At 62.2% G+C, this 25,123-nt stretch carries 32 protein-coding genes and 1 pseudogene; 18 read left to right on the top strand and 15 right to left on the bottom strand.

The window, feature by feature from the left end:
* Positions 1–201: 201 nt before the first annotated feature.
* Positions 202–267, top strand: a pseudogene (locus CUJ86_RS12340) (4Fe-4S binding protein); the annotation flags it as partial.
* A gap of 54 nt (positions 268–321) precedes the next feature.
* Here the strand turns inward: CUJ86_RS12340 and CUJ86_RS02415 are convergent.
* The 4 genes from CUJ86_RS02415 to CUJ86_RS12345 are packed head-to-tail and all read right to left on the bottom strand — an operon-like array spanning position 322 to position 2,430.
* Positions 322–639, bottom strand: coding sequence for a DUF2769 domain-containing protein (locus tag CUJ86_RS02415; protein WP_130645960.1), 318 nt, complete (start codon positions 637–639; stop codon positions 322–324).
* Between the two features lie 57 nt (positions 640–696).
* Entirely contained in the window at positions 697–1,875 is a 1,179-nt protein-coding gene (locus CUJ86_RS02420) for a DUF362 domain-containing protein (protein ID WP_235855548.1), read from the bottom strand.
* Positions 1,875–2,159 carry a hypothetical protein gene (locus CUJ86_RS11745; protein WP_165394701.1) on the bottom strand — a complete coding sequence of 95 codons (285 nt, stop codon included), beginning with the start codon at positions 2,157–2,159 and terminating at the stop codon, positions 1,875–1,877. The genes CUJ86_RS02420 and CUJ86_RS11745 overlap by 1 nt, the downstream gene beginning before the upstream one ends.
* A complete protein-coding gene (locus CUJ86_RS12345; protein WP_165394739.1) occupies positions 2,089–2,430 on the bottom strand; it encodes a transposase in 342 nt (113 codons plus the stop codon). Before CUJ86_RS12345 ends, CUJ86_RS11745 begins: the two co-directional genes overlap by 71 nt.
* A gap of 79 nt (positions 2,431–2,509) precedes the next feature.
* On the opposite strand from CUJ86_RS12345, the gene CUJ86_RS02430 reads away from it, so the two are divergent.
* Complete coding sequence (locus CUJ86_RS02430; protein WP_130645961.1) at positions 2,510–3,139, top strand: type 1 glutamine amidotransferase family protein; 630 nt, start codon at positions 2,510–2,512, stop codon at positions 3,137–3,139.
* Between the two features lie 204 nt (positions 3,140–3,343).
* Here CUJ86_RS02430 and CUJ86_RS02435 read toward each other — a convergent pair whose 3' ends face one another.
* The 4 genes from CUJ86_RS02435 to CUJ86_RS02450 are packed head-to-tail and all read right to left on the bottom strand — an operon-like array spanning position 3,344 to position 6,103.
* Entirely contained in the window at positions 3,344–3,589 is a 246-nt protein-coding gene (locus tag CUJ86_RS02435) for a 4Fe-4S binding protein (RefSeq protein ID WP_130645962.1), read from the bottom strand.
* Positions 3,586–4,113 (bottom strand): 2-oxoacid:acceptor oxidoreductase family protein, encoded by a 528-nt coding sequence (locus CUJ86_RS02440; protein ID WP_130645963.1) that lies wholly within the window; start codon positions 4,111–4,113, stop codon positions 3,586–3,588. The genes CUJ86_RS02435 and CUJ86_RS02440 overlap by 4 nt, the downstream gene beginning before the upstream one ends.
* A complete protein-coding gene (locus CUJ86_RS02445; RefSeq protein ID WP_130645964.1) occupies positions 4,113–5,219 on the bottom strand; it encodes a transketolase C-terminal domain-containing protein in 1,107 nt (368 codons plus the stop codon). Before CUJ86_RS02445 ends, CUJ86_RS02440 begins: the two co-directional genes overlap by 1 nt.
* A complete protein-coding gene (locus CUJ86_RS02450; protein ID WP_130646215.1) occupies positions 5,213–6,103 on the bottom strand; it encodes a thiamine pyrophosphate-dependent enzyme in 891 nt (296 codons plus the stop codon). The genes CUJ86_RS02445 and CUJ86_RS02450 overlap by 7 nt, the downstream gene beginning before the upstream one ends.
* 161 nt (positions 6,104–6,264) lie before the next feature.
* Between CUJ86_RS02450 and CUJ86_RS02460 the strand changes: the two genes are divergently transcribed.
* Positions 6,265–6,858, top strand: coding sequence for a hypothetical protein (locus CUJ86_RS02460; RefSeq protein WP_165394740.1), 594 nt, complete (start codon positions 6,265–6,267; stop codon positions 6,856–6,858).
* Here CUJ86_RS02460 and truA read toward each other — a convergent pair.
* Both truA and CUJ86_RS02470 read right to left on the bottom strand, forming a co-directional pair.
* Complete coding sequence (truA, locus tag CUJ86_RS02465; RefSeq protein ID WP_130645966.1) at positions 6,790–7,632, bottom strand: tRNA pseudouridine(38-40) synthase TruA; 843 nt, start codon at positions 7,630–7,632, stop codon at positions 6,790–6,792. The two genes, CUJ86_RS02460 and truA, sit on opposite strands and share 69 nt — an antisense overlap.
* On the bottom strand, positions 7,629–8,294 hold the full coding sequence (locus CUJ86_RS02470; RefSeq protein WP_130645967.1) for a PHP domain-containing protein: 666 nt from the start codon (positions 8,292–8,294) through the stop codon (positions 7,629–7,631). The genes truA and CUJ86_RS02470 overlap by 4 nt, the downstream gene beginning before the upstream one ends.
* 205 nt (positions 8,295–8,499) lie before the next feature.
* Here CUJ86_RS02470 and CUJ86_RS02475 point away from each other — a divergent pair, with 205 nt between their 5' ends.
* From CUJ86_RS02475 to CUJ86_RS02510, 8 genes are read left to right on the top strand one after another with little or no spacing between them, the layout of a single operon-like run.
* Positions 8,500–9,015 (top strand): PAS domain-containing protein, encoded by a 516-nt coding sequence (locus CUJ86_RS02475; RefSeq protein WP_130645968.1) that lies wholly within the window; start codon positions 8,500–8,502, stop codon positions 9,013–9,015.
* Entirely contained in the window at positions 8,948–10,357 is a 1,410-nt protein-coding gene (locus CUJ86_RS02480) for a dihydropteroate synthase-like protein (protein WP_130645969.1), read from the top strand. The genes CUJ86_RS02475 and CUJ86_RS02480 overlap by 68 nt, the downstream gene beginning before the upstream one ends.
* Before the next feature lie 51 nt (positions 10,358–10,408).
* Positions 10,409–10,783 carry a Mov34/MPN/PAD-1 family protein gene (locus CUJ86_RS02485; RefSeq protein ID WP_130645970.1) on the top strand — a complete coding sequence of 125 codons (375 nt, stop codon included), beginning with the start codon at positions 10,409–10,411 and terminating at the stop codon, positions 10,781–10,783.
* Positions 10,780–11,208 carry an adenylyltransferase/cytidyltransferase family protein gene (locus CUJ86_RS02490; RefSeq protein WP_130645971.1) on the top strand — a complete coding sequence of 143 codons (429 nt, stop codon included), beginning with the start codon at positions 10,780–10,782 and terminating at the stop codon, positions 11,206–11,208. The genes CUJ86_RS02485 and CUJ86_RS02490 overlap by 4 nt, the downstream gene beginning before the upstream one ends.
* 49 nt (positions 11,209–11,257) lie before the next feature.
* Positions 11,258–11,899 carry a DUF2284 domain-containing protein gene (locus CUJ86_RS02495; RefSeq protein WP_130645972.1) on the top strand — a complete coding sequence of 214 codons (642 nt, stop codon included), beginning with the start codon at positions 11,258–11,260 and terminating at the stop codon, positions 11,897–11,899.
* Positions 11,900–11,942: 43 nt separating this feature from the next.
* A complete protein-coding gene (locus CUJ86_RS02500) occupies positions 11,943–12,656 on the top strand; it encodes a small multi-drug export protein (protein ID WP_130645973.1) in 714 nt (237 codons plus the stop codon).
* A complete protein-coding gene (locus CUJ86_RS02505) occupies positions 12,653–13,333 on the top strand; it encodes a small multi-drug export protein (protein WP_130645974.1) in 681 nt (226 codons plus the stop codon). The genes CUJ86_RS02500 and CUJ86_RS02505 overlap by 4 nt, the downstream gene beginning before the upstream one ends.
* 39 nt (positions 13,334–13,372) lie before the next feature.
* A complete protein-coding gene (locus tag CUJ86_RS02510; protein ID WP_130645975.1) occupies positions 13,373–14,026 on the top strand; it encodes a hypothetical protein in 654 nt (217 codons plus the stop codon).
* Positions 14,027–14,035: 9 nt separating this feature from the next.
* Here the strand turns inward: CUJ86_RS02510 and CUJ86_RS02515 are convergent, their stop codons facing one another.
* On the bottom strand, positions 14,036–14,275 hold the full coding sequence (locus CUJ86_RS02515; protein ID WP_130645976.1) for a DUF5654 family protein: 240 nt from the start codon (positions 14,273–14,275) through the stop codon (positions 14,036–14,038).
* Positions 14,276–14,367: 92 nt separating this feature from the next.
* Here CUJ86_RS02515 and CUJ86_RS02520 point away from each other — a divergent pair, with 92 nt between their 5' ends.
* From CUJ86_RS02520 to CUJ86_RS02530, 3 genes are read left to right on the top strand one after another with little or no spacing between them, the layout of a single operon-like run.
* On the top strand, positions 14,368–15,612 hold the full coding sequence (locus CUJ86_RS02520) for an AAA family ATPase (RefSeq protein ID WP_130645977.1): 1,245 nt from the start codon (positions 14,368–14,370) through the stop codon (positions 15,610–15,612).
* 9 nt (positions 15,613–15,621) lie between these two features.
* Positions 15,622–16,164 (top strand): hypothetical protein, encoded by a 543-nt coding sequence (locus tag CUJ86_RS02525; RefSeq protein ID WP_130645978.1) that lies wholly within the window; start codon positions 15,622–15,624, stop codon positions 16,162–16,164.
* A 50-nt stretch (positions 16,165–16,214) separates the two neighbouring features.
* A complete protein-coding gene (locus tag CUJ86_RS02530; RefSeq protein WP_130645979.1) occupies positions 16,215–16,742 on the top strand; it encodes a hypothetical protein in 528 nt (175 codons plus the stop codon).
* Here the strand turns inward: CUJ86_RS02530 and CUJ86_RS02535 are convergent.
* Positions 16,739–17,650 (bottom strand): PEGA domain-containing protein, encoded by a 912-nt coding sequence (locus CUJ86_RS02535; RefSeq protein ID WP_130645980.1) that lies wholly within the window; start codon positions 17,648–17,650, stop codon positions 16,739–16,741. The genes CUJ86_RS02530 and CUJ86_RS02535 overlap by 4 nt on opposite strands.
* A gap of 189 nt (positions 17,651–17,839) precedes the next feature.
* Between CUJ86_RS02535 and CUJ86_RS02540 the strand changes: the two genes are divergently transcribed.
* The 4 genes from CUJ86_RS02540 (at position 17,840) to CUJ86_RS02555 (ending at position 20,486) form a co-directional block, all read left to right on the top strand.
* Positions 17,840–18,325, top strand: coding sequence for a nucleoside deaminase (locus tag CUJ86_RS02540; RefSeq protein ID WP_235855549.1), 486 nt, complete (start codon positions 17,840–17,842; stop codon positions 18,323–18,325).
* Between the two features lie 2 nt (positions 18,326–18,327).
* Positions 18,328–19,140, top strand: coding sequence for a hypothetical protein (locus CUJ86_RS02545; protein ID WP_130645981.1), 813 nt, complete (start codon positions 18,328–18,330; stop codon positions 19,138–19,140).
* 160 nt (positions 19,141–19,300) lie between these two features.
* The gene (gene rlmH / locus CUJ86_RS02550) at positions 19,301–19,780 is read left to right on the top strand and encodes a 23S rRNA (pseudouridine(1915)-N(3))-methyltransferase RlmH (protein ID WP_130645982.1); all 480 of its coding nucleotides are present in this window, start codon (positions 19,301–19,303) and stop codon (positions 19,778–19,780) included.
* Positions 19,781–20,009: 229 nt separating this feature from the next.
* Entirely contained in the window at positions 20,010–20,486 is a 477-nt protein-coding gene (locus CUJ86_RS02555) for an Hsp20/alpha crystallin family protein (protein WP_130645983.1), read from the top strand.
* Between the two features lie 30 nt (positions 20,487–20,516).
* Here the strand turns inward: CUJ86_RS02555 and CUJ86_RS02560 are convergent, their stop codons facing one another.
* The 3 genes from CUJ86_RS02560 to CUJ86_RS02570 form a co-directional block, all read right to left on the bottom strand.
* A complete protein-coding gene (locus tag CUJ86_RS02560) occupies positions 20,517–20,987 on the bottom strand; it encodes a hypothetical protein (RefSeq protein ID WP_130645984.1) in 471 nt (156 codons plus the stop codon).
* An 86-nt stretch (positions 20,988–21,073) separates the two neighbouring features.
* Positions 21,074–23,188, bottom strand: a complete 2,115-nt coding sequence (locus tag CUJ86_RS02565) for a C25 family cysteine peptidase (RefSeq protein WP_165394741.1) — start codon at positions 23,186–23,188, stop codon at positions 21,074–21,076.
* Between the two features lie 251 nt (positions 23,189–23,439).
* Entirely contained in the window at positions 23,440–24,987 is a 1,548-nt protein-coding gene (locus CUJ86_RS02570; RefSeq protein ID WP_130645986.1) for a PAS domain S-box protein, read from the bottom strand.
* Positions 24,988–25,123: the final 136 nt, after the last annotated feature.

Raw genomic sequence — 25,123 nt, forward strand, 5'->3', positions numbered from 1 at the left:
CCCGCTCCCCCGGTCGATGCGATAGGGGCGGGTATGGGTATGTGGGGAAATTCGTGCCCCCCTCCCGGTCAGAGGCATCGAACAATCCCGGATCATCGCAAAACGCACATAGGAGGAGGCACCACCCTCTCCCATGAAACAGGTCGCCCTCGTGCACTGCAACCGCTATGGCGACGATGAGGTCTTTCGGTCCGTAAAGAGGGCTGCGGCATCTGCGCCAACGTCTGCCCGAAGAAGGCGATCGAGATGGCCAGGGAAGAGAAATAATCTCTTTTCCGGATGTTTCAGGCTCTGGCCCTCTCAAAAACTGCCGAAGATGGTCTACACCATCTTCGTGCCCCAGAGGGCATGCTCATAACGCTGTGCCTTTTCTGCGCCGCGTGTGCAGAAAAATGAATATTTCAGTCCCATCTCCGCCGCCACCGGGCAGGTCGGACAGATGCAGCCTTTTTCCGTCGGGATGCACATGAAACTCTTTCCGGTTGCGCAGAAGATTAGTTCGTTTCCGTTTTTTGCACAGCTGGTGTACGACGGGCAGCTGGCGCAGGTGCACATCGATTTCAGGCGGTCGACCATTGCCTTCTGTTCGGCAGGCGGCATTTCCTTCATGGCGTGCACTTTCGACTCAAAGGTATCCATTCTCTCGTCCCCCGAAGAGAGACGGTCCCGCCCTCTATAAAAGGATTGCGCCCCCCATCACCGCAGCAGACGGGCGGCGATCCGCCCACCTATCCCCTGCACCAGGTCGATCGCACCATCGGTGCACATCTCATGGCAGCAGTAGCATCGGATGCAGGAGGCGGCGTCGATCACCGCCCGCCCCTCCTCGATCCGCATGGCACCGGCCGGGCAGGTGAGCACACAGCGCCCGCATCCGCTGCACCGCTCCGGATCTGGGACGGGAAGCGGGCGCAGGTCGGTCCCCCTTCGCTGCAGGAAGCGGAGAATCTGCCGGTTTGGCCAGGGGACGGCCGGGCCGCCGGGATGTGTGGAGGGCCTTCTGAAGTCGGGTACCCGCACTGCACCGGGGTCGTCGCCGAGCATCTCGAGGTTGGAGCATTCGGGGGCGATGACGCCGCGTTCCATGGCGGCGGCGATCGTCGGCACCGATTTCGGGTCCATCCCCATCAGACGGGAGGTGGCGACATCCACCGCCGTCGGATCTGCACCGGCCAGGATGGCGCCGATCGGGCGCGGGCTCCCGGACATTGGGCCGTCGCCCTCCATGCCGACGACGGCGTCCATGATGTGGAGCACCGGGACGACCGCAGCGTTGAGGTCGAGGAGCATCTCCGAGAACTGATCGGGGCGCCTGAAACGGGCATGGAAGACCGGTTTCTCCAGTCCGGGCACGACGCCGAAGAGGTTCTTGACCGCACCCGAGTATCCGGTGAATAGGTGGGTCTTCGCCTTTGAGACGGTGACGATGGCGTCGGCTGCAAGCGCCTCGTCGATGATGGCAAAGCGTTTCATCACCGCCCCCTCGGGGTAGGAGACGGTGCTCGAGGCGGTGTCGGTCGAGAGGGTGACGCCGGGGATAGCCGCGAGCGCTGCAAACCCGGATTTTTCATAGGACCGCCGGAGATTTTTCTCCGTATAGCGCGTCCCGGCGCCCGGCGAATCGGCGATCACGACGGTGCAGCCGTGGCGGACGATGAGGCGGGCGACGGCGCCCAGCACCGCCGGGTGGGTTGTGACTGCTTTTGCGGGTTCGGCGCCCATCAGCAGGTTCGGCTTGAGGAGCACCCGCTGGCCTGACCGGACGAAGGCGCCGATCCCGCCGACGAGCCCGATCGCCCGCTCCACCGCGCGATCGACCTCTTCAGGGTCGTACCGGCGGCAGTGGACGAGCCCGACCTGTTTTTCCGTCATCATCACTCCCAGTTTTTGCACCGCTCTGATATATGCGATTGGGGCGGGGCGGATCCAGACAAAAATGCACTGTAGAAAACCTCCACGATGAGAAATTGTAAGGATCTGTGGAGGTTACAGACAATTATTTTTCCGGCGATATCTTTTGTCTGGATGAGAAATTTTCTTGCTTTGAGATCCCCGGAGAATTTTCTTTTCAAGACAGATAATTTGTTTTCAACGTTTTTGTCGTCGAGGGTAGATGATGTCATTGAACCGAGTGGCCATTTCCTGTCGGTACGTCCCACCAACGAAGTCAGCATTCCAGGATCGGAGAGGGATAACCGAATTGACATGAAGGACTTCCCGGATCAGCCGGTGAATGGCTTCAGAGTCGTATCCCCGATCCATGACATAACAATCGGATTTCCGGAGATTGTGGCATTGCCTGAGTAGTTTCTTTGCATGCTGGGTATCACGAACCTGGCTTTTCGAGGCAACGAATCCGGTAATAACCTGTTGTTCGGTATCAACCGAGGTTGACGTTTTGAGGAAATGTTTTCGGATTTCAACAAGCACTTTTTTTAAATTTCCGGTAATTTCGGGAAATAAAATTGATATCCCATCCCCCCAAGTGTTGATGGCGTAGTGATGCCAAATGCCGACACTCTATCTCTATATCCTTGATACGCTTTCCGACTGGGAAACCGGCCATGCCCTTGGCGAACTCCATTCCGGGAGGTACCTCAAAGACCCGTCGCTGAAGTACGATGTCGTCCTGTGCGGAAAATCCCTGGACCCGATAACGACGATGGGCGGACTGAAGTTGACACCGGGTATCACCATTGAGAATATCAGGGCCAAAAAAGGAGATCTCCTGCTCCTGCCCGGCGCAGACCCCTGGCTTGATCCCGCCCATGCGTCGATTATCAATATGGTAGACACGCTCCTTGAGCAGGAGATGGTTGTTGCAGCAATCTGCGGGGCTACCCTCGGACTGGCCAATGCCGGGCTGCTTGACAACCGGCCCCACACCAGCAATGATCCCGAAGCGCTCAAAATGTTCTGCCCCGGATACAAAGGAGAACAATTGTACCGGACAGAGCCTACAGTGACAGACGGGAACCTTATCACGGCAAGCGGGCTTGCACCGGTTGAATTTGCCTGCAGCATATTCAGGAAACTGGATGTCATGAATCCCGCAACCCTCGACGCATGGTACGGGCTTTTTACGTTAAGGAAACCGGAATTTTTCTATGCCCTCATGGCATCCCTGCCTTCTCAATAACAAATTCGGAAATTCTGGCTCTGTTGATAACCTGATCGGATGGGCATTGGATGGTGATGGAGCCACGGGTGCCCGGGGTCTGTCGACCCCCGCCCCGTGGAGAATGACGGTATTAGGGCATCTCAAAAGATCGAAACCGTAGTCACCCTCGCAATTCCCCTGAGCGCGTTGGGGGAAGGATTTCAACAGAGCAGACAAAAAAAGTTATTTCTCTTCTCTGACCATCTCGATTGCCTTTTTCGGGCAGACGTTGGCGCAGATGCCGCAGCCCTTGCAGAAGTCGAGATCGATGTTGAGTTCTTCATCGATCACGCCGTCCGGGCAGTGGATGGCGCAGATGCCGCACTGGTTGCACTTTTCATGGTCCACGACGGGCCGGAAGACCCGCCACGACCCTGTCTGGCCGCACGCACCCTTTGTCGGTCTGCTCAGCGCAAGCCTCTCTCTCATACGACCATCTCCTGATATGCCGCTTCGGCCACGGCAACATTTCTCCTGTCCGAGAACATCTCTGAAATCGCCTGTTTCGCCGACTCGAACGAGACCACGCCGAGGCGGGCCGCCGCCCCCAGGAAGGGGGTGTTCACGATCGGCGTGCCGGCGATCGCCAGGTTCTCGGCCAGGGCGATGCCGGTGAGGTCCACATGGTAGGAGGTGTAGCCCGGGAACTCGTGGGGGTGCTCGCTGTTGATGACGACGACACCGCCCTCCTTGAGCCCCTGCACGACGTCCACCGTTTCCATGACGCTGGCGTCGAGGACCACCACCATGTCCGGGTTCCTGATCTGTGAGTAGATCTTGATGGGGCCGTCGTCGATCCGCACAAACGAGGTGACCGGCGCCCCGCGCCGCTCCGCCCCGTAGAAGGGGCAGGCGGTCGCATGCTTGCCGTCCCTGAAGGCGGCCAGAGCGAGCAGCCGCGCCGCCGTCACGCCGCCCTGCCCGCCGCGGGAGTGAATCCTGATCTCGTACATTATTCGTTCACCCCGAACCAGTGCTCCTCGCCGATCCGCCGTTCCCTCACGAAACCGGCGATATCGTCGTAGGTGACCTCCTGTCCGCCCAGGCCGGCGATGACGTTGTAGCACTCGACGCCGGTCTTCGCCCGGATCGAGGCCGCCACAACACCGCCGTAGCCGAAGGAGTAGTCGCGGTCGATCACCACGACCTCCCTGCCCTTCAGGTCGAGGTCAGGGAAGGGCCGGAACCAGCGCAGCCGCATCGAACCGGCCTTCACGCCCTCCTCCCTGAGGAGGTCCACGGCCACCTCGGCCTCCTTGCCGAGGGTGCCCATCGAGACCACGACGACATCGGCATCCTCACAGCGATAGTCCTCGGTCGGGCCGTATTTCCGTCCAAACTGCTCGGCGAATGCCGCCTCGGTCTCCTGGATCACTGTCCTGGAGTCCCGCATCGAGCGCTCGATGTCCCAGCGGAACCGGAAGTAGTCGGCCGGCCCGGTCATCGGCCCGTAACCCATCGGGTTCTCGATGTCGATGGCGTGGGGGAGGCGGTTTGGCGGGATGAAGTCCCCGACCTCAACGGTCTCGAGCGACTGCATGATATGCGAGAGCGAGAAGCCGTCCAGGTTCACCATCACCGGCAGCAGCACCCGCTCGTCCTCGGCGATCCTGAAGGCCATCAGGGTGGCGTCGTAGGCCTCCTGCACGGTGCCGACGAAGACCTGGAGCCACCCGGTGTCGCGCTGGGAGAAGGCGTCCGTGTGCTCGGCCCAGGTGTTCCAGCCCGGCCCCAGGGCGCGGTTCACGTTCGCCATCACGATGGGCAGGCGGGCGCCCGCCGCCCAGTGGAGCATCTCGTGCATGTAGAGCAGCCCGTGGGAGCTCGTGGCGGTGAAGGTCCGCACGCCCGTGACGGCGGCGCCGATACAGGCGGCCATCGCCGAGTGCTCGCTCTCCACCGGGATATACTCCATATCGGCCTCGCCGGATGAGACATACTGGGCGATCTGCTCGATGATCTCGGTCTGCGGGGTGATCGGGTAGGCGGCCACCACGGAGGGTTTCGCCTCCTTTACGGCCGCTGCCACGGCCTTGTTCCCGGTTGCAATCGTCAGCATATGCCCTCGGCCTCCTTTCTGATCCGCTCAAGGTTTTTCGTGACGGTCTGCTGGAGTTCGTTGATGATCTCCGGTGTCGCCGCCTTGAACCGGCCCTGCGCCTTGATATACTCGTCGATGGGCTGCGGGCGGGCCATCGCCCCTTTCGAGGGGCCGGAAACGGTCAGGTTGCCGTGCTCCCGCTCCCAGAGCACCCACATCCCGGTCTTGACGGCGAGTTTGCCGATCTCGATGGTGCGGTCCGAGTCATAGCGCCAGCCCGGTGGGCAGGGCGCCATGATGTGGATGAACTTCGGCCCCTCGATGGAGAGCGCCTTTTTCACCTTCTTATAGAGGTCCAGGGGATAGGCGCTGGATGCGGTCGCCATATAGGGCGGGTTGTGGGCGGCGACGATCCGGTCGAGGTCCTTTTTGTATTCGGTCTTTCCGGCCGGTGTCGTCGTCGTCAGTGCGCCGAGCGGCGTCGAACCCGAGCGCTGCATCCCGGTGTTCCCGTAGGCCTCGTTGTCGTAGCAGATGTAAAGAAAGTCCGTGCCGCGCTCAAAGGCGCCGGAAAGCGCCTGGATGCCGATATCCACCGTGCCGCCGTCTCCGGCATACACGATGACGTTCGTCTTCTTCCCCTCGCTCCTGAATGCCCGGCTCATCCCGGAGGCGCAGGCCGCCGCCGCCGCAAAGGCGATGTTGTAGACCGGGACATTGAACGAGGTGTTCGGATACATCCCCTGTATGACGCTGGTGCAACAGGCGGGGATGACCAGCACGGTGTCCGGGCCGGCCGCCTTCAGCACATAGCGGAGGCAGAGGGACGAGCTGCATCCCGCACATGCCGCCGTGCAGGGCTTCAGGTACTCCTCTTTTGGAATCTCAGAAATAGTGATCAACTCCACATCGGTGAATGTTTTTCATTATCGATCATTACATTTGTCGGGCTGCTCTTTTAGGTTACTATGCTCCCGATCCGACTTGGTTCTGTTGGTCGCCTCTCAGGGCGGATTCAGCATGCATATATAGGCAGAACATCACACTCTCCCCTGATCAGAGTATGGACGAAGAAGTGAACGTTGATCCGTCTCCGGCAGAGCCCGTACCCCCTGTGCAGGAACCGGAGCCTGCACCGGCACCGTCGCCGGCGTCTCCGCCACCGCCGGCCTCGCCCCCCTCGTCCCCGCCGAAACGGGGGAGAGGGCTGAAGATCGCCCTTGGCATCGTTGTGCTGATCGTCCTGCTGGCGGCCGCCGCCTTCCTCACGCTCGACATCGAGATCACCGACGCCCCCGGCGCCTCGTCATTCCCGTACACCACGACCTACAATGTCTGGTTCCCTGACGGGGAGGCGGTCACCATCGGCAACGCTCGTATGATGGCCCTCAGCTATGACGACGAACTGATCTTCGACGTCAACGGAAACCGGCAGAAACTCGTGGTAGGTGAGGAAAAGCAGCTCGGACCCTATCATGCCTCGGTCCGGGTCTTCGGGATTGAACTGCTCGACACCGACTTCAGGATGCTCATGAAGTACATCGGTATGGCGGAGGGCAAGGCGAACTTCCACATGGCCGTCCAGACCTCAGGGCAGGTGCCGCAGTTCGTCATCGACCGCCTGCTCCCGCGGGACATCCAGGCAGAACCGGTGTAATTCCCGGTTCGCCCCCTCTTTCTGGCGGAGTTCCCGCCCCCTGTTTTCGAGTGCCGCCATTGCCTTTCGTGACGGGCGGACGGGAGTGAAGGCGAATCCGTAGTCGACATCGGTGAGGATCAGACCGTGCGGGGGTGCGGCCGCCGGGCGCCTCCCGCCCCTGCCGGTGAGGAGGTCGGCGATTCCATCCGCCCCGCATTCCCCCCGCCCGACGGCGTCGAGGGCGCCGGCCATGCAGCGCACCATGTTCCAGAGAAAACTCTCCGCCGTCACCTGGAAGACGCAGGCCCCCTCCTCTTCTGCGACCGAAGTGGCGAGCACCCTTCTGATGGGGGAACGTTCGCTTTTTCGTGAAAACAGCGTGAAGTCGTGCTCCCCGACGAACAGCGCCGCCGCCCTGTTCATCGCCGCAAGGTCGCCGGGGTGTTCACCGAAATAATAGCGGTAGGTGCGGGCGAGCGCCTCCTTTCTGGGGTTGAAGCGGTCGTGGACCGCCGCCCATCCGGTGCACCAGATGTCCTTCGGGAGTTCGTGGGGCAGGGCGGCCACCGCCCGTCCGGGCAGATCGGTCGTGAAGGCGACGACCTGGGCGGCAGCATGCACCCCGCGGTCGGTGCGGCCGGCAGAGGTGAAACCCGCCTCTTTTGGGTCGTCGAAGAGACCGAGGCGGCGGCAGGCGGCCGCCACCTCTCCCTCCACGGTCCTGACGTCGGGCTGGACCTGGGAGCCGAAGAACTGCTCCCCCCAGTAGCCGATCCTGAACGCACATCTCATCTGGGTATCCTGGCCTGGACCCTCTTCCACGAACTCTTCATGGACTGTCTGGTATACGAGCTGATCGGGGTCATCTGGCCGCCGGCAGAGGTGCGCCCCTCCCGGATCGCCGTCAGGATCGAATCAACGTTGGGCTCCGCATCGACCAGGGTGTAGCCGTAGCCGACAAAACGGGCGTGGTGGGCATCACTCCCGCCGACAGCCGGTTTTCCGAGGCGCCTTGCGATCCTGGCGGCCTTCTGGTTCGCCGTGCCCGTGATGTAGCGGCTGTTGAAGACCTCGATGGCGTCGACGGTCGAGAGTCCGGCCCGCAGTTTGCGCCCGACACCGTGCCGCCACATATGGAAGGGGTGGGGGAGGATCAGCACCGCCCCGGCCTCTCTGGCCCGCTTCACTGCCAGAAAAAAGTCTATCCCCTTCGGGAACGCCTCGGTGACCCCGAGCGCCAGGAGGTGCCCCTGTTTTGTGGAGATCTCGGTGCCGGGTATGACGATGATCCGGTGCTCGCATCTCATGGCATGGAGCGCCCCCTCCACGCTGTCGTGGTCGGTGATCGCAACGGCGTCAAGCCCAACCTGTTCGGCCCTCCGGAGAATATCCTCGACACTGCTCTCCCCGTCGCGGGAATACCTGGTATGGATGTGCAGATCGCACCTCAGCATGAGATCAGATCGGTATTGCTCTGTCTCCTATTAATGGCTGGTATTCTTCCCAATTGGGGGCGGTGCGCCCTGGCGGGTCTGAAGGATCACCATTCACTCCTGGTATGATCGTTGAACGCCCGGGTCTGGGGGATGCCGCAGCCAGTTAAATTAATGACATTAATATGTCCGAAATATTAAATTAATTCCATCGACATTACCTTGTATGGCGGGCATTGCCGGAACCAGCATTCAGGAGTGTGGTTCTTCTTCATATCTTCATTTTTCAATATTCAATGAGTCCAGTGACGGCATTGCACTACAGGATGCCGAAGGAAAGATCCTGTGGATGAACGAGCAGCTCTGCGAGATGATCGGCCGTCCCGACTCCCCGGTTGCCGGTACGGATGCGGTCACCTTCATGCTCTCGCACTTTGCCGCCGCAGCGGAGTTGCGTCCGCTCTTTCCGCGTCTATTGAAAACGACCTATGAAAACGGCCTCTCGCTGAGGGGAATCCCCTGCAGGACAAGGGCTGGCGGGGTGGATATCTGTTATTCGAGCCAGGAGATGGGGACCGGTCTGTTTGGCGGTCTGCGCCTCAATACCTTCAGGCTCAGGGATCCCGTTCCGACCGCCCCTCAAGACTTATCCTCTCTGCCGCGAAGGGATCTGCATGCGAATCCTGCTTCCGACCGGCTCATTGACCGCCGATATCGTCAGAAAGGCCGCCCGGGGCCATGATGCCGAGGTCGCCGTGACCGGCGAGATCGCCGCATTCCTCACCCCCGCCGACCTGGGAGCGCTCATCGCCTCCGGCGACTACGACCTGGTGATCGTGCCCGGCATGGCCACGGCCAGTTTTGCATCTGTCGAGGAGGAGAGCGGGGTGCCGATCGTGATGGGGCCGCGGCATGCCGCCGACCTCGGCATGGTGCTCGGCCTCCTGGGGACGGTCGCCCTCTCCCGCACGCTCCCGGCCGACGACCTCATCGCCACCGAGCGGCGGAAGGCGGCCTACGGGCGGATCGCTGAGGCGGAGGCGGAGGCTGAGCCCGATTTCGTGGTCCGCGGGGTGAAGATCGGTGGGGGGTCCAGGATGAAGGTGCTCGCCGAGATCATGGACGCCCACCGCCACCCGGCGTTGCGGGAGGGGGTGGAGGATTTCTTCGCCCGCGGGGCGGACATCGTGGACCTCGGCTTCGGCTTCGACGCCTCTCCTGCGGATGTCGAACGCTGTTTTGCGGTCCTCGAGGGGATAGGCCGCCCGCTGGCCGCCGATACCCAGGACCCCCTCCTGATCCGTGCGGCGCTCGACAGGGCGGACCTCATCCTCTCCCTCCATGAAGGAAACATCCCCGAGGTGGGGGCGGCGGTGGCGGCGGCGGGTGCTGCGGCCGTCGTCGTGCCGGGCACGGCGGGTCTTGCCGAGAACCTCCGGGCCGCCCGGGACGTCGGGGTCGAGGCCCTGATCGCCGACCCCCTCCTCCAGCCTGCAGGTTCGGGATTTGCGGCCTCGCTTGCCGGTTTCGGGGATCGCGGCGTCCCCCTCTTCTTCGGGGCGGGAAATGTCGTCGAACTCATCGACGCCGATTCGGTCGGGGTGAATGCCCTGCTCGCCGCCTGTGCGCACGAGGTGGGGGCGGCGGTGGTGTTCACCAGCGAGCACTCGGACAAGACACGGGGGTCGGTGGCGGAGATGCGGCGGGCGACCGAGATGATGGGCGCCCTCGGCGACCACCCCTACCCCAAGGACCTGGGGATCGACCTCTTCGTGCTCAAGGAGAAACGCCGCCGCCGCGAGCCCCTGCCGGTCGGCGAGGCGGTCGACGTCCCGCCGGCTCCGGACGGCTTCGTGCCCGACCCGGCGGGAAATATCAGGATAGGGGCCGATGAGGGCTGGATCCTGGCCGAGCACGAGGGCCGGGTCTACCGGGGGCGCACCGCCGCCGACGTGGTCTCGGCGCTCATCGAAAACGGCTGCGTCTCGCGCCTGGATCATGCCGCCTACCTGGGGCGGGAACTCGCCCGTGCCGAGGTCGCCCTCCTTCTGGGACGGAGTTATGTGCAGGACGGCCCCTTCTGACGGTCGTGATCCAATCATTGATTGCGCATGGCACCCAACAGGGATCCGCGTATGAAGATCAGGGGAATAGCCGCCGACGTCCTCGACCTCCTCCTCAGGCTCGGGGAGGAGAGTCATCCGTATGAGTTCGCCGCCATCCTCACCGAGGAGGACGGCGTCATCACCGGCGTCGACCTGGTGCCCGGAACGGTCGGCACCGAGGAGAGCGCCCATGTGCTCCTGGACATGCTCCCCCTCGGCATCCACAACGCCGGCAGCGCCCACTCCCACCCGAACGGCGTCCTCCTCCCCTCGGACGCCGACCTACGCTTCTTCCCCCGCACCGGCGGGCGCTACCACCTCATCATCGGCGCACCCTACGGCCCGTCCGACTGGGCCTGCTTCACCGCCGACGGCACCCCCCACGACCTGGCGGTGATCGGATGAGACGGATCGTTGCCACCGGCACCTTCGACATCCTCCACCCGGGCCACCTCTTCTATCTGGCGGAGTCGAAGCGGCTGGGAGACGAGCTCCACGTGATCGTCGCACGTGACGCCAACGTCCGCCACAAGCCCGCCCCGATCATCCCTGAGGAGCAGCGGTGTGCGATGGTGCAGGCCCTCAAGCCGGTTGACCATGCCCGTCTGGGCGATCCGGTGGACATCTTCGCCCCCATCAGGGAGATCGACCCGGACGTGATCACCCTGGGCTTCAACCAGTACTTCAGGGAGGGCGACCTCAGGGAGGCGTTGCGTGAGCGCGGTCTCCGGGCCGAGGTCGTCAGGATCGGCCGTTATGACGGTCTGCTCGCCAGTTCTTCCCAGATCGTGGGGCGCATCCTCTCCGAGCGCTGCCCCCCCTCCCCCTGATCCAAACCCTTATTCTGATCCACGCCGTTTCATCTGCCGGGGTGGACGGATGCCTGGGGACCTGGATGCCGAGATCGAGAGATTGATCGCCTGTGTGGAGCGCCGGGGTGCGGTTGCGGCGCCGATCAGGGCGGAAGAGATTGTGGTTGCTGACTGGGTGCGTTTCAAATGCCGCTACGGGTGCAAGGGGTATGCAAAACATCTCTCCTGCCCGCCTTATTCGCCGACGCCAGAGGAGACCCGCCGGATGGTTGCGAACTACGAAACCGCCCTGCTGCTCCGCTTCGATGGTGACCCTGCGCACCCCGATCTCAGGCCCGAGGACGTCCCGGAGGACTTCCACCCGTTCTTCCATGACCTGATCGTCTGGGTGAACGGGACGGTGCATGCCCTGGAGAAGGTCGCCTTTTATGACGGCTTCTATAAGGCCTTCGGCTTCGGGGCGTACCCCTGCATCTATTGCGAGACCTGCATCCCTGAGGAGTGCGGGGGGACGGTCGATCCCTCGATGAAACGCTTCTGCCGCCATGCCGATGTGATGCGCCCCTCGATGGAGGCGGCCGGCATGGACGTCTTCGCCACGGCACGGGCGGCGGGCTGGAATTTCAGCCCGATCCCCTGTGAGAACATGGTCTACGGCCGGATCCTCCACGGCCGGATCACCTCGATCGGGCTGGTCCTGCTGGAGTGACGGATCAATATGCTTTCATAGGCAGGGGGCGACCTCGCGGTGTATGGATGATGCGGGTGCGGCAGAGGGAGAGGGGGCGGTTCCGGTCCGTCCCCCCCTCTCCCGGTTCGCCCGTCTGGGCATTCCCCTGCTGCTCTATCCCCTGTATGCGGCACTCGTCTTTCTTCTTGTCCCTGCCGACGCCCTCTTTTATATCGGGCTGATGCTCGCCTATATCGTCCCACCGGTGGGGCGGGAGACGCTCATACCTCTCGCCGCCGCCCTCGGCTATCCCTGGTGGATCACCGCCGCCTCCTTCGCCTACATCGATATCACCGGATGCCTGCTCGTGGCCCTGAACTTCGACCTCCTGCTCCGCCTCCCCTATCTCGGCCCCTGGCTGGAGCGCTTCTGCAGCGGGGGGCATGCCCTGTTCCGGCGGCACGAGTGGATCCGAGGCCTCTCCTATGCCGGCCTCTTCCTGTTCGTGCTCTTCCCCTTCGAGGGTTCGGGCGGGGTGGGGGGGACGGTGGCCGGACGCCTGCTCGGCCTGGGGCGGCGGGGCGTGGTGCTGTGTGTTGCGGTGGGAGCGATCACCGGGTCGGCGCTCTACTCCTTCGGGGCGGGCGCCCTCTTCAGCCAGTTTTCCGGTGACATCGTCCAGACGGTCGGTCTGCTCCTCTGCGTGCTTGCCGGTGCGCTGGTGCTGCTGATCCTCCGCCGTCTCCGGCGGGGTGATGCTTTATCCCCGGCCGGAACGATGGATGAAGAGGAATGATCGGGGTGCTCGGGTTCTGGAAACTGCCGGTATTCAGGGATCCGACGGTTTCCCGCCTGCTCCGTCTCGTGATTCCGATGGGAATCGCCCTGGTGTTTTTCCTTGCCCTCTACCTGAGTCGGCCTTATCCGGAGTTTCTGGTGCTTCTCGGTCTGATCACGGCCTATCTCCTCCCGCCGGCCGGCAAAGAATCGGTGATCCCGATCGGCATCGGGCTCGGCGAACCCTGGTGGCTTATCGGCGCCAGCACCCTGGTGATGGACCTCTGCTGTTCGCTGTTCATCGCCCTCAACCTCGACCTCGCCCTCCGCATCCCGATTATCGGCGGCGTGATCGGGCGGTTCATGGAGGGTGGGAGAGGATACCTGGACGCCCGCCCCTGGCTCGAGCGCTTCTCCTATGCCGGGCTGATCCTGTTTGTCATTATCCCCTTCCAGGGTTCGGGCGGGGTGAACGCCACCATCCTGGGGCGGATCCTGGGGTTCGGGATCGGCGGGGCGGTGGGCTGTGTGCTGGTCGGGAGTGCGGTGAGCAGTTTTGGGATTGCCCTCGGTGCCGGCGCCCTCCTGCACCTTTTCCGGCACGATCCCGTATGGTGTGCGGCGGTGGTGGCGGCCGCCGCCCTCCTGCTCGGGGTCGCATGGTGCGTGTGGCGACGCATCGCTCCCTCCCCCTGATGCGAACTATTCTATAGAGGATCGCACACACAGGGGTGCATGCTGTGTCGAACAGGTGCAATTATCGTCGTCTGTCTCCTCCTCGCCGCCCCGGTGTGTGCGGCGCAGGGGAACGGGCAGGGAGCGGGCGGTGCCGGCGGTCCGGGGGGGCAGGTCGGGGGTAATCAGACTCAGGCCGGGGATGCCGCTCCACCAGGGCTGCAGAAACACCTGCGGGACGAGATCAACGGATCCTCCGCACGATTCGACGCCGAAGCCGGGAACCTGAGCGGGCCGGCCCGCATCGCGGTGCAGAACCAGAACAGTGTCAGGGTGGCGGTTCAGGCCCTCCTGGCCTTTGGAGAGATGGACGGTGGGATCGGCCGGAACATCTCGGCGTTCGCCCGCCAGTACAACGCCTCCATCCAGACCCGCCTCGCCGCCGAGGAGCGGATCCATGCGAGACCTGGGTATGCACGCTTCTTCTTCGGCGGAGACGATGAGGGTGCCGCCGTCCTCCTGGAGGAGGTGAACCAGAGCGGCGTACAGATCCGGGAGATGGAGCGCCTGGTGGCGAACTGCACCTGTGACGACGCCACACGGGCGGTGCTGATGGAGCAGATCGGGGTGATGGAGGCGGAGCAGGAGCGCCTCAGGCTTCTTGCCGAAGGAGAGCGCTCCGACACCGGTCTGATAGGCTGGATCTGGCGCTGAAGTCAATCCTCACTCTTTTTTCTCGCTCTTTGCCCGTGCCGCCGCCCTGGCGATCCAGATGGTGGCGATGACGGCAAGGATGGTCACGATCAGGGCATAGGAGAACATTGCCGGGAGACTTTCGGCCTCACCGAACATCTCTTTGAACAGTGCCTGTATGGCGCCGTTCCATGCCAGTGCGGCAACCAGCCCGAATGCGGCGGTCATCAGGGCCGCAATCTTATCGAGCACCTCTTCATAAAAGGTCATACGCCCGATGCCGGCATGATCGTATTTAAATCTGACGCCCTCCGGGAACACCCTCTTATCCTTTCACCCCGCATTTCCCTGTAGAGGTGCCAATGAAGATAGCGGGGATTGTTGTCCGGAATTTCAAGAGTTTCCGGGATGCAGACGTCCGTCTCGGCCCGTTCTCGGTGGTCATCGGTCCGAACGCCGCCGGGAAATCAAATTTTGTCGAGGTGTTCTCCTTTCTCTCAGACTGCGCACGGGACGGTCTGGCGGACGCCGTCTCCCTCCAGGGCGGGGCAGCCTATATACGAAATCTCAGGGCGCCTCCCGGTGAGGAGACCCTGGTCTCCGTCGTCCTCGATGCCGACGGCGCCCCGGTGCGGGTACGCTTCTTCCGGAACGGCGGGCGGGTGATCGAGGCCTCGGTGGAGCGGTGCACCTACTCCCTCTCCCTCCGCTGTTCGGGCGCAGCCTGCAGTGTGGTCTCGGAGGAGATCGCCGCCTCCTGCACCTATACTGTTGTCGGGCCGGGGGATGTTTCCCCCCTCTGCGACGGAATGATCCGGCTTCTCCGTTCGGTGGACGGGGTGGTCACCTGCCATGTGGAACCGGCGGCATGTGCACCCGAACCGGACTGCACGCCGCTGGCCGCCGCCCCCCTCGCCCCCGACGAGTCGATGCTCGAGAACCCGGTGATCTATCCCTCCTTCTCCCCGCTCGTCTACCAGGTCCGGAACTTCTTCCGCGATCTCGGCCACTATGACATCGATCCTCGGCTGGCAAAACGGGCGGCCGAGGTCTCGGGGCGGGCATCGCTCGAACGTGATGGGAGCAATCTGGCCGTGGTGCTCCGAGCGATCCTGGCCGACCCCGACCGGCGGCGGCGGGCATGGGGGCATATCCGCGACCTCCTCCCCTACATCGAGGAGGTCAGTGTGGAGGGCGTCACCGAGCGGGTGGTGATGACCACCCTGCAGGAGCGCTACGCCCCCGGGACCATCCCCTCCTTTCTCATCTCCGACGGCACGATCAACCTCACGGCCATGGTGGTGCTCCTCTATTTCGAAGACCGCCCGGTGGTGATCATCGAGGAACCGGAGAGAAACATCCACCCCCACCTCATCGCACGCCTGGTGGCGATGATGCAGGACGTCTCCGACCACCTGGGCCGCCAGGTCCTGGTCACCACCCATCACCCCGAGGTGGTGAAGTATGCGGGCAGAGAGGACATCCTGCTCGTGCGGCGGGACGATGAGGGGAACTCGGTGATCTCCCGCCCCTCCGAGCGGGAGGATCTGGAGGTCTTTCTCGAGACGATGGGCATCGACGAGCTCTATGTGCAGGACCTGCTCTGAGGTGGACCGGTGCCCGATAAGCCCCTCTATGTCCTTCTCGAAGGTCCGGACGACGAGCGTTTCTTCTCGCACCTCATCGCCCCTCTCTGTGCCCGGCGGGGCTACTCACTGCGGGTCTGGAAATATGCCTGCGAGAAGAGGCAGCGGACGATCAACCTGGTCCGGGCGATCCGGCGGTCGCAGACGGCCTATATATTCGTCCGCGACATCGACCGGACGCGCTATGCCCGTCGGCGAGTGCAGGAAACCCTCAACCGTTTTGGCCACGCCATGGAGGCCGAGCGGATCGTGATCGTGATCACCGAGATCGAGAGCTGGTATATCGCCGGTCTTGGCGATGCCGACGCCGCCCGTCTCGGTATCAGGGAGCATATCGGTCGGACCGACCGGATCACCAAGGAGGACTTCAATGCCCTGATCCCGCGGGGGGTGTCCCGCATCGAGTTTCTCCACGAGATCCTGGTGGTCTTCGATATTGAGCGGGCAAGGCGGAAGAACCGCTCGTTCCGCTATTTTATGGACTGGTTTGTCGAGGGAGAGCGGCTGGAATGAGAAATGGGAGGGTTTATCCCCGCCCAACCGAGAGTGATCTGCTGAATGCCATGAACACGGGACAGGATTACCTCAAACCGGCCGAAATCGCCGATCTCGCAGCCCTCCCCGAGGCGGAGGTGCGGGGATATCTTGCCGATCATCCGGAACTCTTTCGCTGCCGGACGATCGGGCCGGTGAGGCTCTATCACCCGAAGGCCGTCGAGACCGTGCGGACGCTCGCCGAGGCCGCCCGGAACAACCGGGATCTGGAGGCGGAGCGGGCGGTGGCAGAGGCGGCAGCGGGGATCGCCGTCCCGGACGAGGACACTCCCCCTTCCCCTGCGGTGCAGGCGTACTTCGATGCCCGTGACCTCAAGGACGTCGTGGCCAGGCAGGCGCTGGAGATCGAGGCCCTCCGCCGCGAGATTACCGGGCGGGAGGAGGCGCTCTCGGCCAGGATCGCCCTTCTTGAGGAGACGCTCCGGAAAGAGCGTGAGAAGACCTCGCTCATCGCCGAGTGGGTCGATTATTTCGATTCCGAGATCTCGCTTTTGAAACGTCCGTTTCTGGAACGGATACTGGGAAAAAAGGGTTAGGATCGTCTCCTGAGCATCAGGAGGACGCCGCCGATGCAGAGGGCGCCGAGGACCGTCAGCGGGGAGAGCGGGGACGCCGGTGTCACCGGCGTCATGGTGACCGAGATATCGACGGTCTGGCCCGCTGCCGGGTACTGGTTGATCGGGGCGGTATAGGTCTGGTAGCCGGAGGCCTCCACCCTGATCGAGGTGTACGGGGTTCCGGTGGTGTAGACCGGCACCAGGAGTTGACCGTTTGCGATCACGCCCTTGTTGTCGTTGTCGAAATAGACGCTCGCCCCTTCGACGTTGCAGCGCACCAGGTAGGCGCCCTGATCGCCGCCGATCGGTGACTGCTGGAGGCTGACGTCGATCTCTACGGTCTGGCCCTTCGCCGGGTACTGGCTGATCGGGGCGGTGTAGGTCTCGTAACCCTCTGCCTCGACGCTTATCGTGGAGTACGGGGTTCCGGTGGTGTAGACCGGCACCAGGAGTTCGCCGTTTGCGATCTGGCCCTTGAAGTCGTTGTCAAAGTAGACGCTCGCACCCTCGACCGTGCAGCGCACCAGATAGGAGCCCATGTCCCCGCCGATCGGCGCCTGCTGGAGATCGACGGTGATGTCGACGGTCTCCCCCTTCGCCGGGTATTCGACGATCCTGGTGGTGTAGGTCTCGTAGCCGTCCGCCTCGACACTGATCGTTGAGTACGGGGTTCCGGTGGTATAGACCTCTACGAGAAGCCGACCGTCCGAGATATCGCCCTTGTAGTCGTTGTCGAAGTAGACCTTCGCGCCGTCCACATTGCAGTGGATTGCATAATAGCCGACATCGCCGCCGATCTGCCCGGTCGTGTCGGTTGCTGCGGTTGCACAGGGTATCATGCCCACAATGAGCAGGATACCGAGAATAATGGCATGGTTTCGCCGCATATTCTTCACCATCTATTCGATCTTCCGCTGAGTTTAGATTGTTTTCTATTATGATTGGACGCGCATGCAAAAAACAGAATTTTTATTCCATGATGTTCAGGCAGGATAGGGTACACGATTCCATGTCAGGCACTATCACACCTCTCAAAAAACACATAATTTTTGAAACCGGATTGATCGGTGGTTGTTATGCCGGCGCATCCGGAGATAACTCCCCCGATGCCGCACGGGGGGTGCGCCGTGGATAGGTTCATGGAGGCGGCGCTTGCCGAGGCAGAGGCGGGCGGCGCCGAGGGCGGGATCCCGATCGGGGCGGTGCTGGTCAGGGACGGTGCAATCATCGGGCGGGGGCATAACCGGCGGGTCCAGGACGACGATCCCGTCCTCCATGCCGAGATCGACTGCCTCAGGAATGCGGGCAGGGTAGGGCGATACCGGGAGACGGTGCTCTACTCCACACTGATGCCCTGCTATCTCTGTGCCGGGGCGGTGGTGCAGTTCGGGATACCGCGGGTGGTGGTCGGAGAGTCGAGGAACTTTCCCGGCGCCCGGGCATTTCTGGTCGATCACGGTGTTGAGGTGGTCGACCTCGACCTCCCGGCATGCTATGAGATGATGGCCCGGTTTATCGAGGATCATCCGGCGCTCTGGAACGAGGATATCGGAGAACTATAGGGATGGAACTGGACGCCACAGCAGCACTGGTGATGGCATGGGCCTCTCCCCTCTATGAGGAAGGGCGGGCCCGGGTGTTTCTGGACGCCCTCGATCTCTCGAAGGGCGACGCCCTGCTGAGGAGCTGCGACGACGTCTGTCCGTGGTACGGCGAGGTGATCCTGAACCGGAAGTACCTGATCGCCCGCCTGATCGGCCGCGAACTGGAGCGGCTGGGTGAACCGTGCCGGTTGATCGTTCCGGCGGCGGGCATGAGTCCCCTCGCCCTGGACATGCTGGAGCGCTATCCCGACCGGATCGCCGGCGTCGTAGAGGCGGATCTCGTCGGCATGGAGGAGAAGCACGCTCTCTATGAGCGGGTGGCCCCGGACCTGGCCGGACGGATCGCCTGCGTGCGGGCGGATATCCGTTCCTCCTCTCTTGCCCACTATGCAGGGCCCGAACCGACGCTCCTGGTCATCGAGGGGGTGAGTTATTATCTCGGGCGGGATGATCTGGCCGGGATCATCAGCGCCTTTGGTTCCGGGAGCGGGAGGAACCAGTTGATCGTCGAGTACCTGGCGCCCTGCCAGATGGTCTCCCCCCGACGCCGTCCGGTGCCGCGCCAGATCTTTGGCTCCATCAGGGACGCCTGCGGTCTCGCCCCCTTCTCGGTGTATACGCCGGGCGGCATGGCCTCGGTGATCCGGGACGCCGGCGGGCGGGTGATGGCCCATTACTCGATGTCAGGAATGGAGCGGATGCGGTGCGGGGAGAACCGGTTTTTCAGGAGCGACGACGAGGGCTGGATCTGGTGCACCAGGGCGCGTATCTGACGTTTTCATACTTGAAATCTATTTTTGGTGGCTTTCCGCAGGCGAATGGGAAGGCATGCGTCGACTGTTCCGGCGGGGTGCCGGATCCCTCTCCTCCCGGTCAGGCGGCAACGGTGAAGGACGTATATAGATGCCGGGCAGAGGGATGAGGGAGGTGTCTATGCAGGTCAGTGTGATCGCTGTCGGGAAGGTGAAGGACCGATATATCAATGAGGGGATCGCCGAATACGAGAAGCGTCTCCGCCCTTATGCGGACCTGAATATCGTGGAGGTGAGGGAGGAGCGGATCCCGAACCGTGCCTCGCCGGCAGAGGAGGCGCAGGTTGTGGAGCGGGAGGGGGAGCGGATCTGTACGGTCGTTCCCGACAATGCCGTGCTCGTGGCGCTTGACCTCCGGGGGGAGGCATGGTCGAGCGAGGACCTGGCGTCCCGTCTGCGTTCCTGGGAGATCGAGGGTGCACATGAGATCGCCTTTGTGATCGGGGGACCGCTCGGACTTTCGCCGGCGGTGCTGGACCGCGCCCGGGTCACCCTCTCCCTCTCGCGGATGACCTTCCTCCACACGATGGTGCGTCTCATCCTGCTGGAGCAGATCTATCGGGGCTTCAGGATCATGCGCGGGGAACCCTATCATAAATGATTCGATCTGGGAATGTTGTCGTTTTGCATGAATTGTACAAAAATGAGGATCGTCATACAATTTTTTGGGGTACGTTTCTGATCTGGTCCTGGTACCGGGTATATCTCCCGGTTCTTCCCTCCCCTCCCCATCGGTGGACGTGCCCGGATCGCAACGCCTTTACCCGCGTTCCAGAAACCCTGTACCTGGGGACGTAGCAGAAATACGCACTCCAGATGGGGTTTGCACAATGAAAAAGACCATTCCAGACGAAGATTTCCAGCAGCTGACCGAGTACATCAAGGGTATGGTACTCGACGCACTCAATGACAACGACGACAAACCGATTGCAGTCGGGATACGGGTGCTCGTCAGGGAAGGGCACTGTCATGTCCTTCCTCCCACATGGCGACCGGCACAGGCGGAGGATGGTGCCACCGGCGAGGAGGTGCCCGAGGAGATTGAGCCGCGGGTCGAGGTGACCGAAGCGGGAAAGGAACTGATCGTGACCGCCGACCTCCCCGGTGTCTCGGAGGAGGGGATCCGGGTCTGGCAGGACGGTTGCACGGTCCATATCGTCGCTGAGGACGGTCAGCGCCGCTACCGCCGGGTGGTAGACCTCCCGCCGGTGACCCTGGATGTGGAGGCGATGTCCTACCACAACGGTGTGCTTGATCTGGTGTTCTCGCCCAGGAAAAGGGCGGAAACGGCCGAATGGATGGAATAATTCGAATATATCCGACCTTTCACCATTTTTTTATCGGGCGGCAGTCTCGATTGGCGCCCCTGATTCCTTCGCCCCTGAAAGCGGGCACTCCCGGTTTGTGCAGTCTGGACAGACGGTTCGTCTGTTCAGGAGCGCCGCTGTGATGACCAGGGCCCAGAACACCACAAAATAGGCCGGGTTCTGCAGGAGCCAGTACTGGGGGGCGAGCAGGATGATGAGGGCCGGGATCAGCACGCCTGCATGGTCCAGCAGGGTATAGGGGCCCTGCCAGCGTGCGGGGAGGCATCCGGCGATCAGTCCCGGGAGGGCATGGGCGCACCCCTCCTTTCGCGCCTGACACTTCGTGCACCAGGCGGCGATCATGACGACGGCGAGAAAGGCGGTGCCCGCCAGATAATCAGCCGCAAATACGAGGGCCCTTCCGGCCATCGCCAGCGCCCCGATCAGCACGGCGACGGTGAAGAGGATGAGGGCTGCGATGCCTGCGTGGCGGCGGTTCATGATCCCGAATGGTCGGTGGGGGGTTTCAAGGTTTCCTCATCATTGTGGCGGGGAGAGGGGGCCTTCCCCCGCGGGTGTATGTCTCCTTAACCAGATTTGATCGCATAGAATCCGAACGGCCTTTCGTGCCACCATGTCGTCCCGGCGATCGCCTCCCCTGTCTGCGTGAAGAGGTAGCCCTCGAACCGCTGGTCGTCCTCCTCATCGAGGGTGTCGGCGAAATCGATGTAGAACTCGATCTTATAATCTGGCCCCCATTCGGGTGGCAGCGGATAGTCTGCCGCCCGCACGTAGCCGTATGCCGCATGCTCGGCGCCGTCCGAACCTGTATAGTTTCCCTCAAGGTTCGGGATCTGCTCGATGTAATCCCCTGTGGGTGAGGGCGTAAGCACCAGCGTCCCCTTCCAGCCGTCATGGTTCATGGCGTAGGTGCCGGCGAAGTCGCCGGGCTGGAAGGAGGAGACGCCGCCGACCCTGAGGGAGGGGTCGCCGAAAAGGTGGAACTTCCAGGGCTGATGCGCCTCGGCGACGATATGCCAGTTGACCGGGTCTACGGTTTCTGGCAGGTCGTGCTGTTCATAGTATTCACTGACCATGTACGCCCACATCTGGCCGAGGGTCAGATGTCCGGCGCTGTACTGATATCTCTCGAAGAAATATCTATTGAGATCGGTCGAATATGGCTGTGCACCCACGGCGCATCCGATATACCCGATGGCACCGTCGGTGCGTTTAACGGTGATCTCCACCCCGAAGCCGTCGGGGTTGTTGGTCGTCTGGAGCGGTGCCGGTTGCGGCGGGACATCGGTGAAGATTTCGCCGTTGGCACATCCGTTGTGTTCGACTCCCTCAACGTCGGTATAGGGGTGGTAGGGTGGCTGTGTGGTGAAGATGCCGGTGTCGCAGGCGGATGCAAAGATGATCGGTGTCATTCCGTCATTATGGAGCCCTGCCATGTCGGACATGACGTAGCAGGTAAATCCCCACTGGTTGCCGTGGCCGATATAGGAGACAAATCGCGTCCCTCTGTTCAATGCGGCGTTGACATTTGTGGCATTGGGTGTCGGGGTCGGCATGCAGGGGTTGCCCTCAGGGTAGAGCCTGGTGATCTCAAAACCGGTGAGATAGTCCGATGCAATATCCTCAAGCACCGCACAGCCGTTGTCCACCCAGCCACTATGGATCAGCAGGGCCCGTTCGGTCCACGTTGCGTTGTACGCCCCGCTCTCATAGGTGATCACCTTGTCCACATAGGTCTCCACCTCCTGGGCCGTCGATGCCGGCACCCTGCCCACCATCACGTCCGGGATCATGTCCACATCGTCGACATTCAGGGTGTCCGGGATCGATTCTCCGCGTAACTCGCCGTAATATCCGTTGTCGTTTGCGTCCCAGTCGTCGAAGGTGCCATTCTCCCGGTAGAGATCGGCATAGTAGAGGTCTGATGAATAAAATGCCCTGTTATATGCGTTCTCGTCCTTTCGATCCGTCATGGTGAAGCGCATCGGGAAGCGGTCTCCGTCCCCGACGAGCATGACGTAGATGACTCCTGCGGTTTCCTCATAGTCGGCGATGCACCGCTTGATCTGTTCGGGTTCGTCCGCCCCCTCGTAGTTCGCATAGACCGTTTCAAGACTGACGATCTCTGCTGGCATCTCGGTGTCGTCCTTGTGCTGCTTCAGGGGTGCAAGGGCGCCGGTAAATTCTTCCGGCGCCAGGATCAGGAGTTTACATTCGCCTTCAGGTGGTCTGGATGCGACATCGAACGAGGTGCTGTAGGCATTGTTCGTCTCATCCGCCTCCGGAAGCGTGCTGTTGGGATCGACGATCGCCTCGACAGTGTGGCTCCCGGCTGTGGCCCTCCAGTATTCTGCGGCACCGATGGTCATCTCATCCCCGGGACCGAGGGGATCTTGCCGGTTGATGATGTATCCGCCTCCGTACACCGTCTCGGTGTCGTCGACAACAAATGCAATCTCCGGCAGCATGAATAACCACCGCTCACGCATCTGATCCGGGACGATCGAGCCCGGACCGTTGTTTCTGACCGTTGCCGAGAATGCCACCTGATCGCCGCCCAGCGGATCCGCAGGGATCCATGAGATGGCGGTGACCTGGAGGTCGGGCAATGACTCGTTCGCCCGCGCCAGGTGATGGTCGGAAAAGTCTTCATCTGTCGATTCGTTGCTGTTTGCGGCCATGTCCTGTTCCAGTGCGCCCGCACCGGGGATGCACACGCAGAGGAGGATGCATAGAATGATTCCGATGGATCTGTATGTCGATTTTTTCGTGATATCCCACAAACTCGGTTTCATCATTCGAACCTCCATTTCGCCCGCAAATGCGGGCTCAGGAAGATCTTTCACTATGATAAAAAGATATGTATTTGTGGCGCCCGCCGGTGGTGGTGGCCAAATATCTCAAAATTGATGTGTATTAATTCTTCAGGGCTTCAGCCCTGCACCCGTTCGCTGACGTCCCTGACGATCCCGACGGCGTGCCATCCGTCCCGCATCCGCACCGCCGAGACCGAGAGTTCGATCGGGAAGTCTTCGCCGCTCTTTCGGACAGCCTCCAGTCTGAGCGTCCTGCCGATCACCGGGCCGATACCGGTGGCGCTGAAATGCCTGAACCCCTCTCTGATGGTGGCGTGCCGGTGTCCGGGGGCGATGAGATCATGGACGTTCCTGCCGATCGCCTCCCCGGCGCTGTAGCCGAAGATCCGTTCGGCCGCCGGGTTCCAGAAGGTGATGCACCCCCGGTCATCGATCATGATGATCCCGTCGATGGCGGCATTCGTGACGGCGTGGAATATCTCTTCGCTCTCCGCCAGTGCGATGGAGGCCTGTTTGCGCGCCGTAATATCGCGGACGATCCCCCTCGCCCCCTCGGTAGTGCCGTTCCTGATGATCGGGTAGGTCTTGATCTCGGTCCATGCCAATGTACCGTCCTCCCGCACCACCGGCACCTCGATTGGGGTCTCCGACATCTTCCCCGTCTCGATCCCGCTGGTGAAGGCGGATACCGCCCATTTCCGCTGTTCGGGGCTGACCCATCTGGAGAAACTCTGCCCCGCCATCTCCGCCGGGGCATCGCACCCGAAGATATTGGCCAGGGTCTGCGTCGCAAACGTGATCGTCCCGGAATGGTCGGTCATGAAGAAACCGTCCCTGATTTCCTCGACGAGCGTTCGGTACTTCTCTTCGCTCTCCCTGATGGCGCATTCGGCGCGACTCCGCTCGGTCACGTCCCGCCCGATGACGATCAGCCCCTTTCTGGTACCGTCCGGATGATAGGTGGGCACCTTGATGAAGTCAAAGATCATCGGGGTGCCGTCAGGCCGCGGTATCGCCTCATCTTTCCTGACGGGTTTTCCGGCCCCCCAGGCCGCGTGGTCGATCCGTTCGCAGTTCTGGAGGGCGTGGCGGTAGAGCGGGGAGAGATCTGCGAGGTCGGCATCGGTCTTACCCCGATACTCTCCCTCTCCAAGTCCGAGAAGTCCCAGAGTGAACTCATTCGCCTCCAGCCAGCGCCCCTCCCCGTCCTTGAAGCAGACGATGTCGGGCATGGCGCCGATCAGTGTCCTGAGGCGCTCCTCACTCTCCCTCTGCGCCTCCTCAGCACGTTTTCGCGCCGTGGAATGGAGGATTTTTGACTTCAGCTCGGCGAACTGGCTCTTCGGGTCTCCCCCTTTCTGGAGGTAGAAATCGGCACCGCAGTTGAGCGCCTCGATCACCACCTCCTCCCGCCCCTTTCCGGTGAATATGATGAAGGGTATGCCGTCGCCTGATTCCCGGACGGTGCGGAGGAACTCGATCCCGTCCATGCCCGGCATCTGGTAGTCGGAGATGACGGCGTCGTAATGGTGGGATGCCATCCGCTCGATGGCGTCGCCTGCGGATAGGGCCGTATCGACAGAGATGTCGCCTCCGCGTTCGAGGAAGAGGGTGCAGATCTCGAGGAGTGAGGGCTCGTCGTCAACATACAGGACGGATATCATGGGATGGCACTGAGGTCTGTAGGGTACAGGTGTGGGGCGGCAGTATAAGAATGCGGCTGTATTGATCGGGGGTAGAAGGGCCGGATGCCATATTGGTGGCGTGAATGGGACATTAGCCCTTTATGCGCCCTTAAAA

Origin of the sequence: Methanofollis fontis (assembly GCF_004297185.1) — an archaeon.
GTDB classification, from domain to species: domain Archaea; phylum Halobacteriota; class Methanomicrobia; order Methanomicrobiales; family Methanofollaceae; genus Methanofollis; species Methanofollis fontis.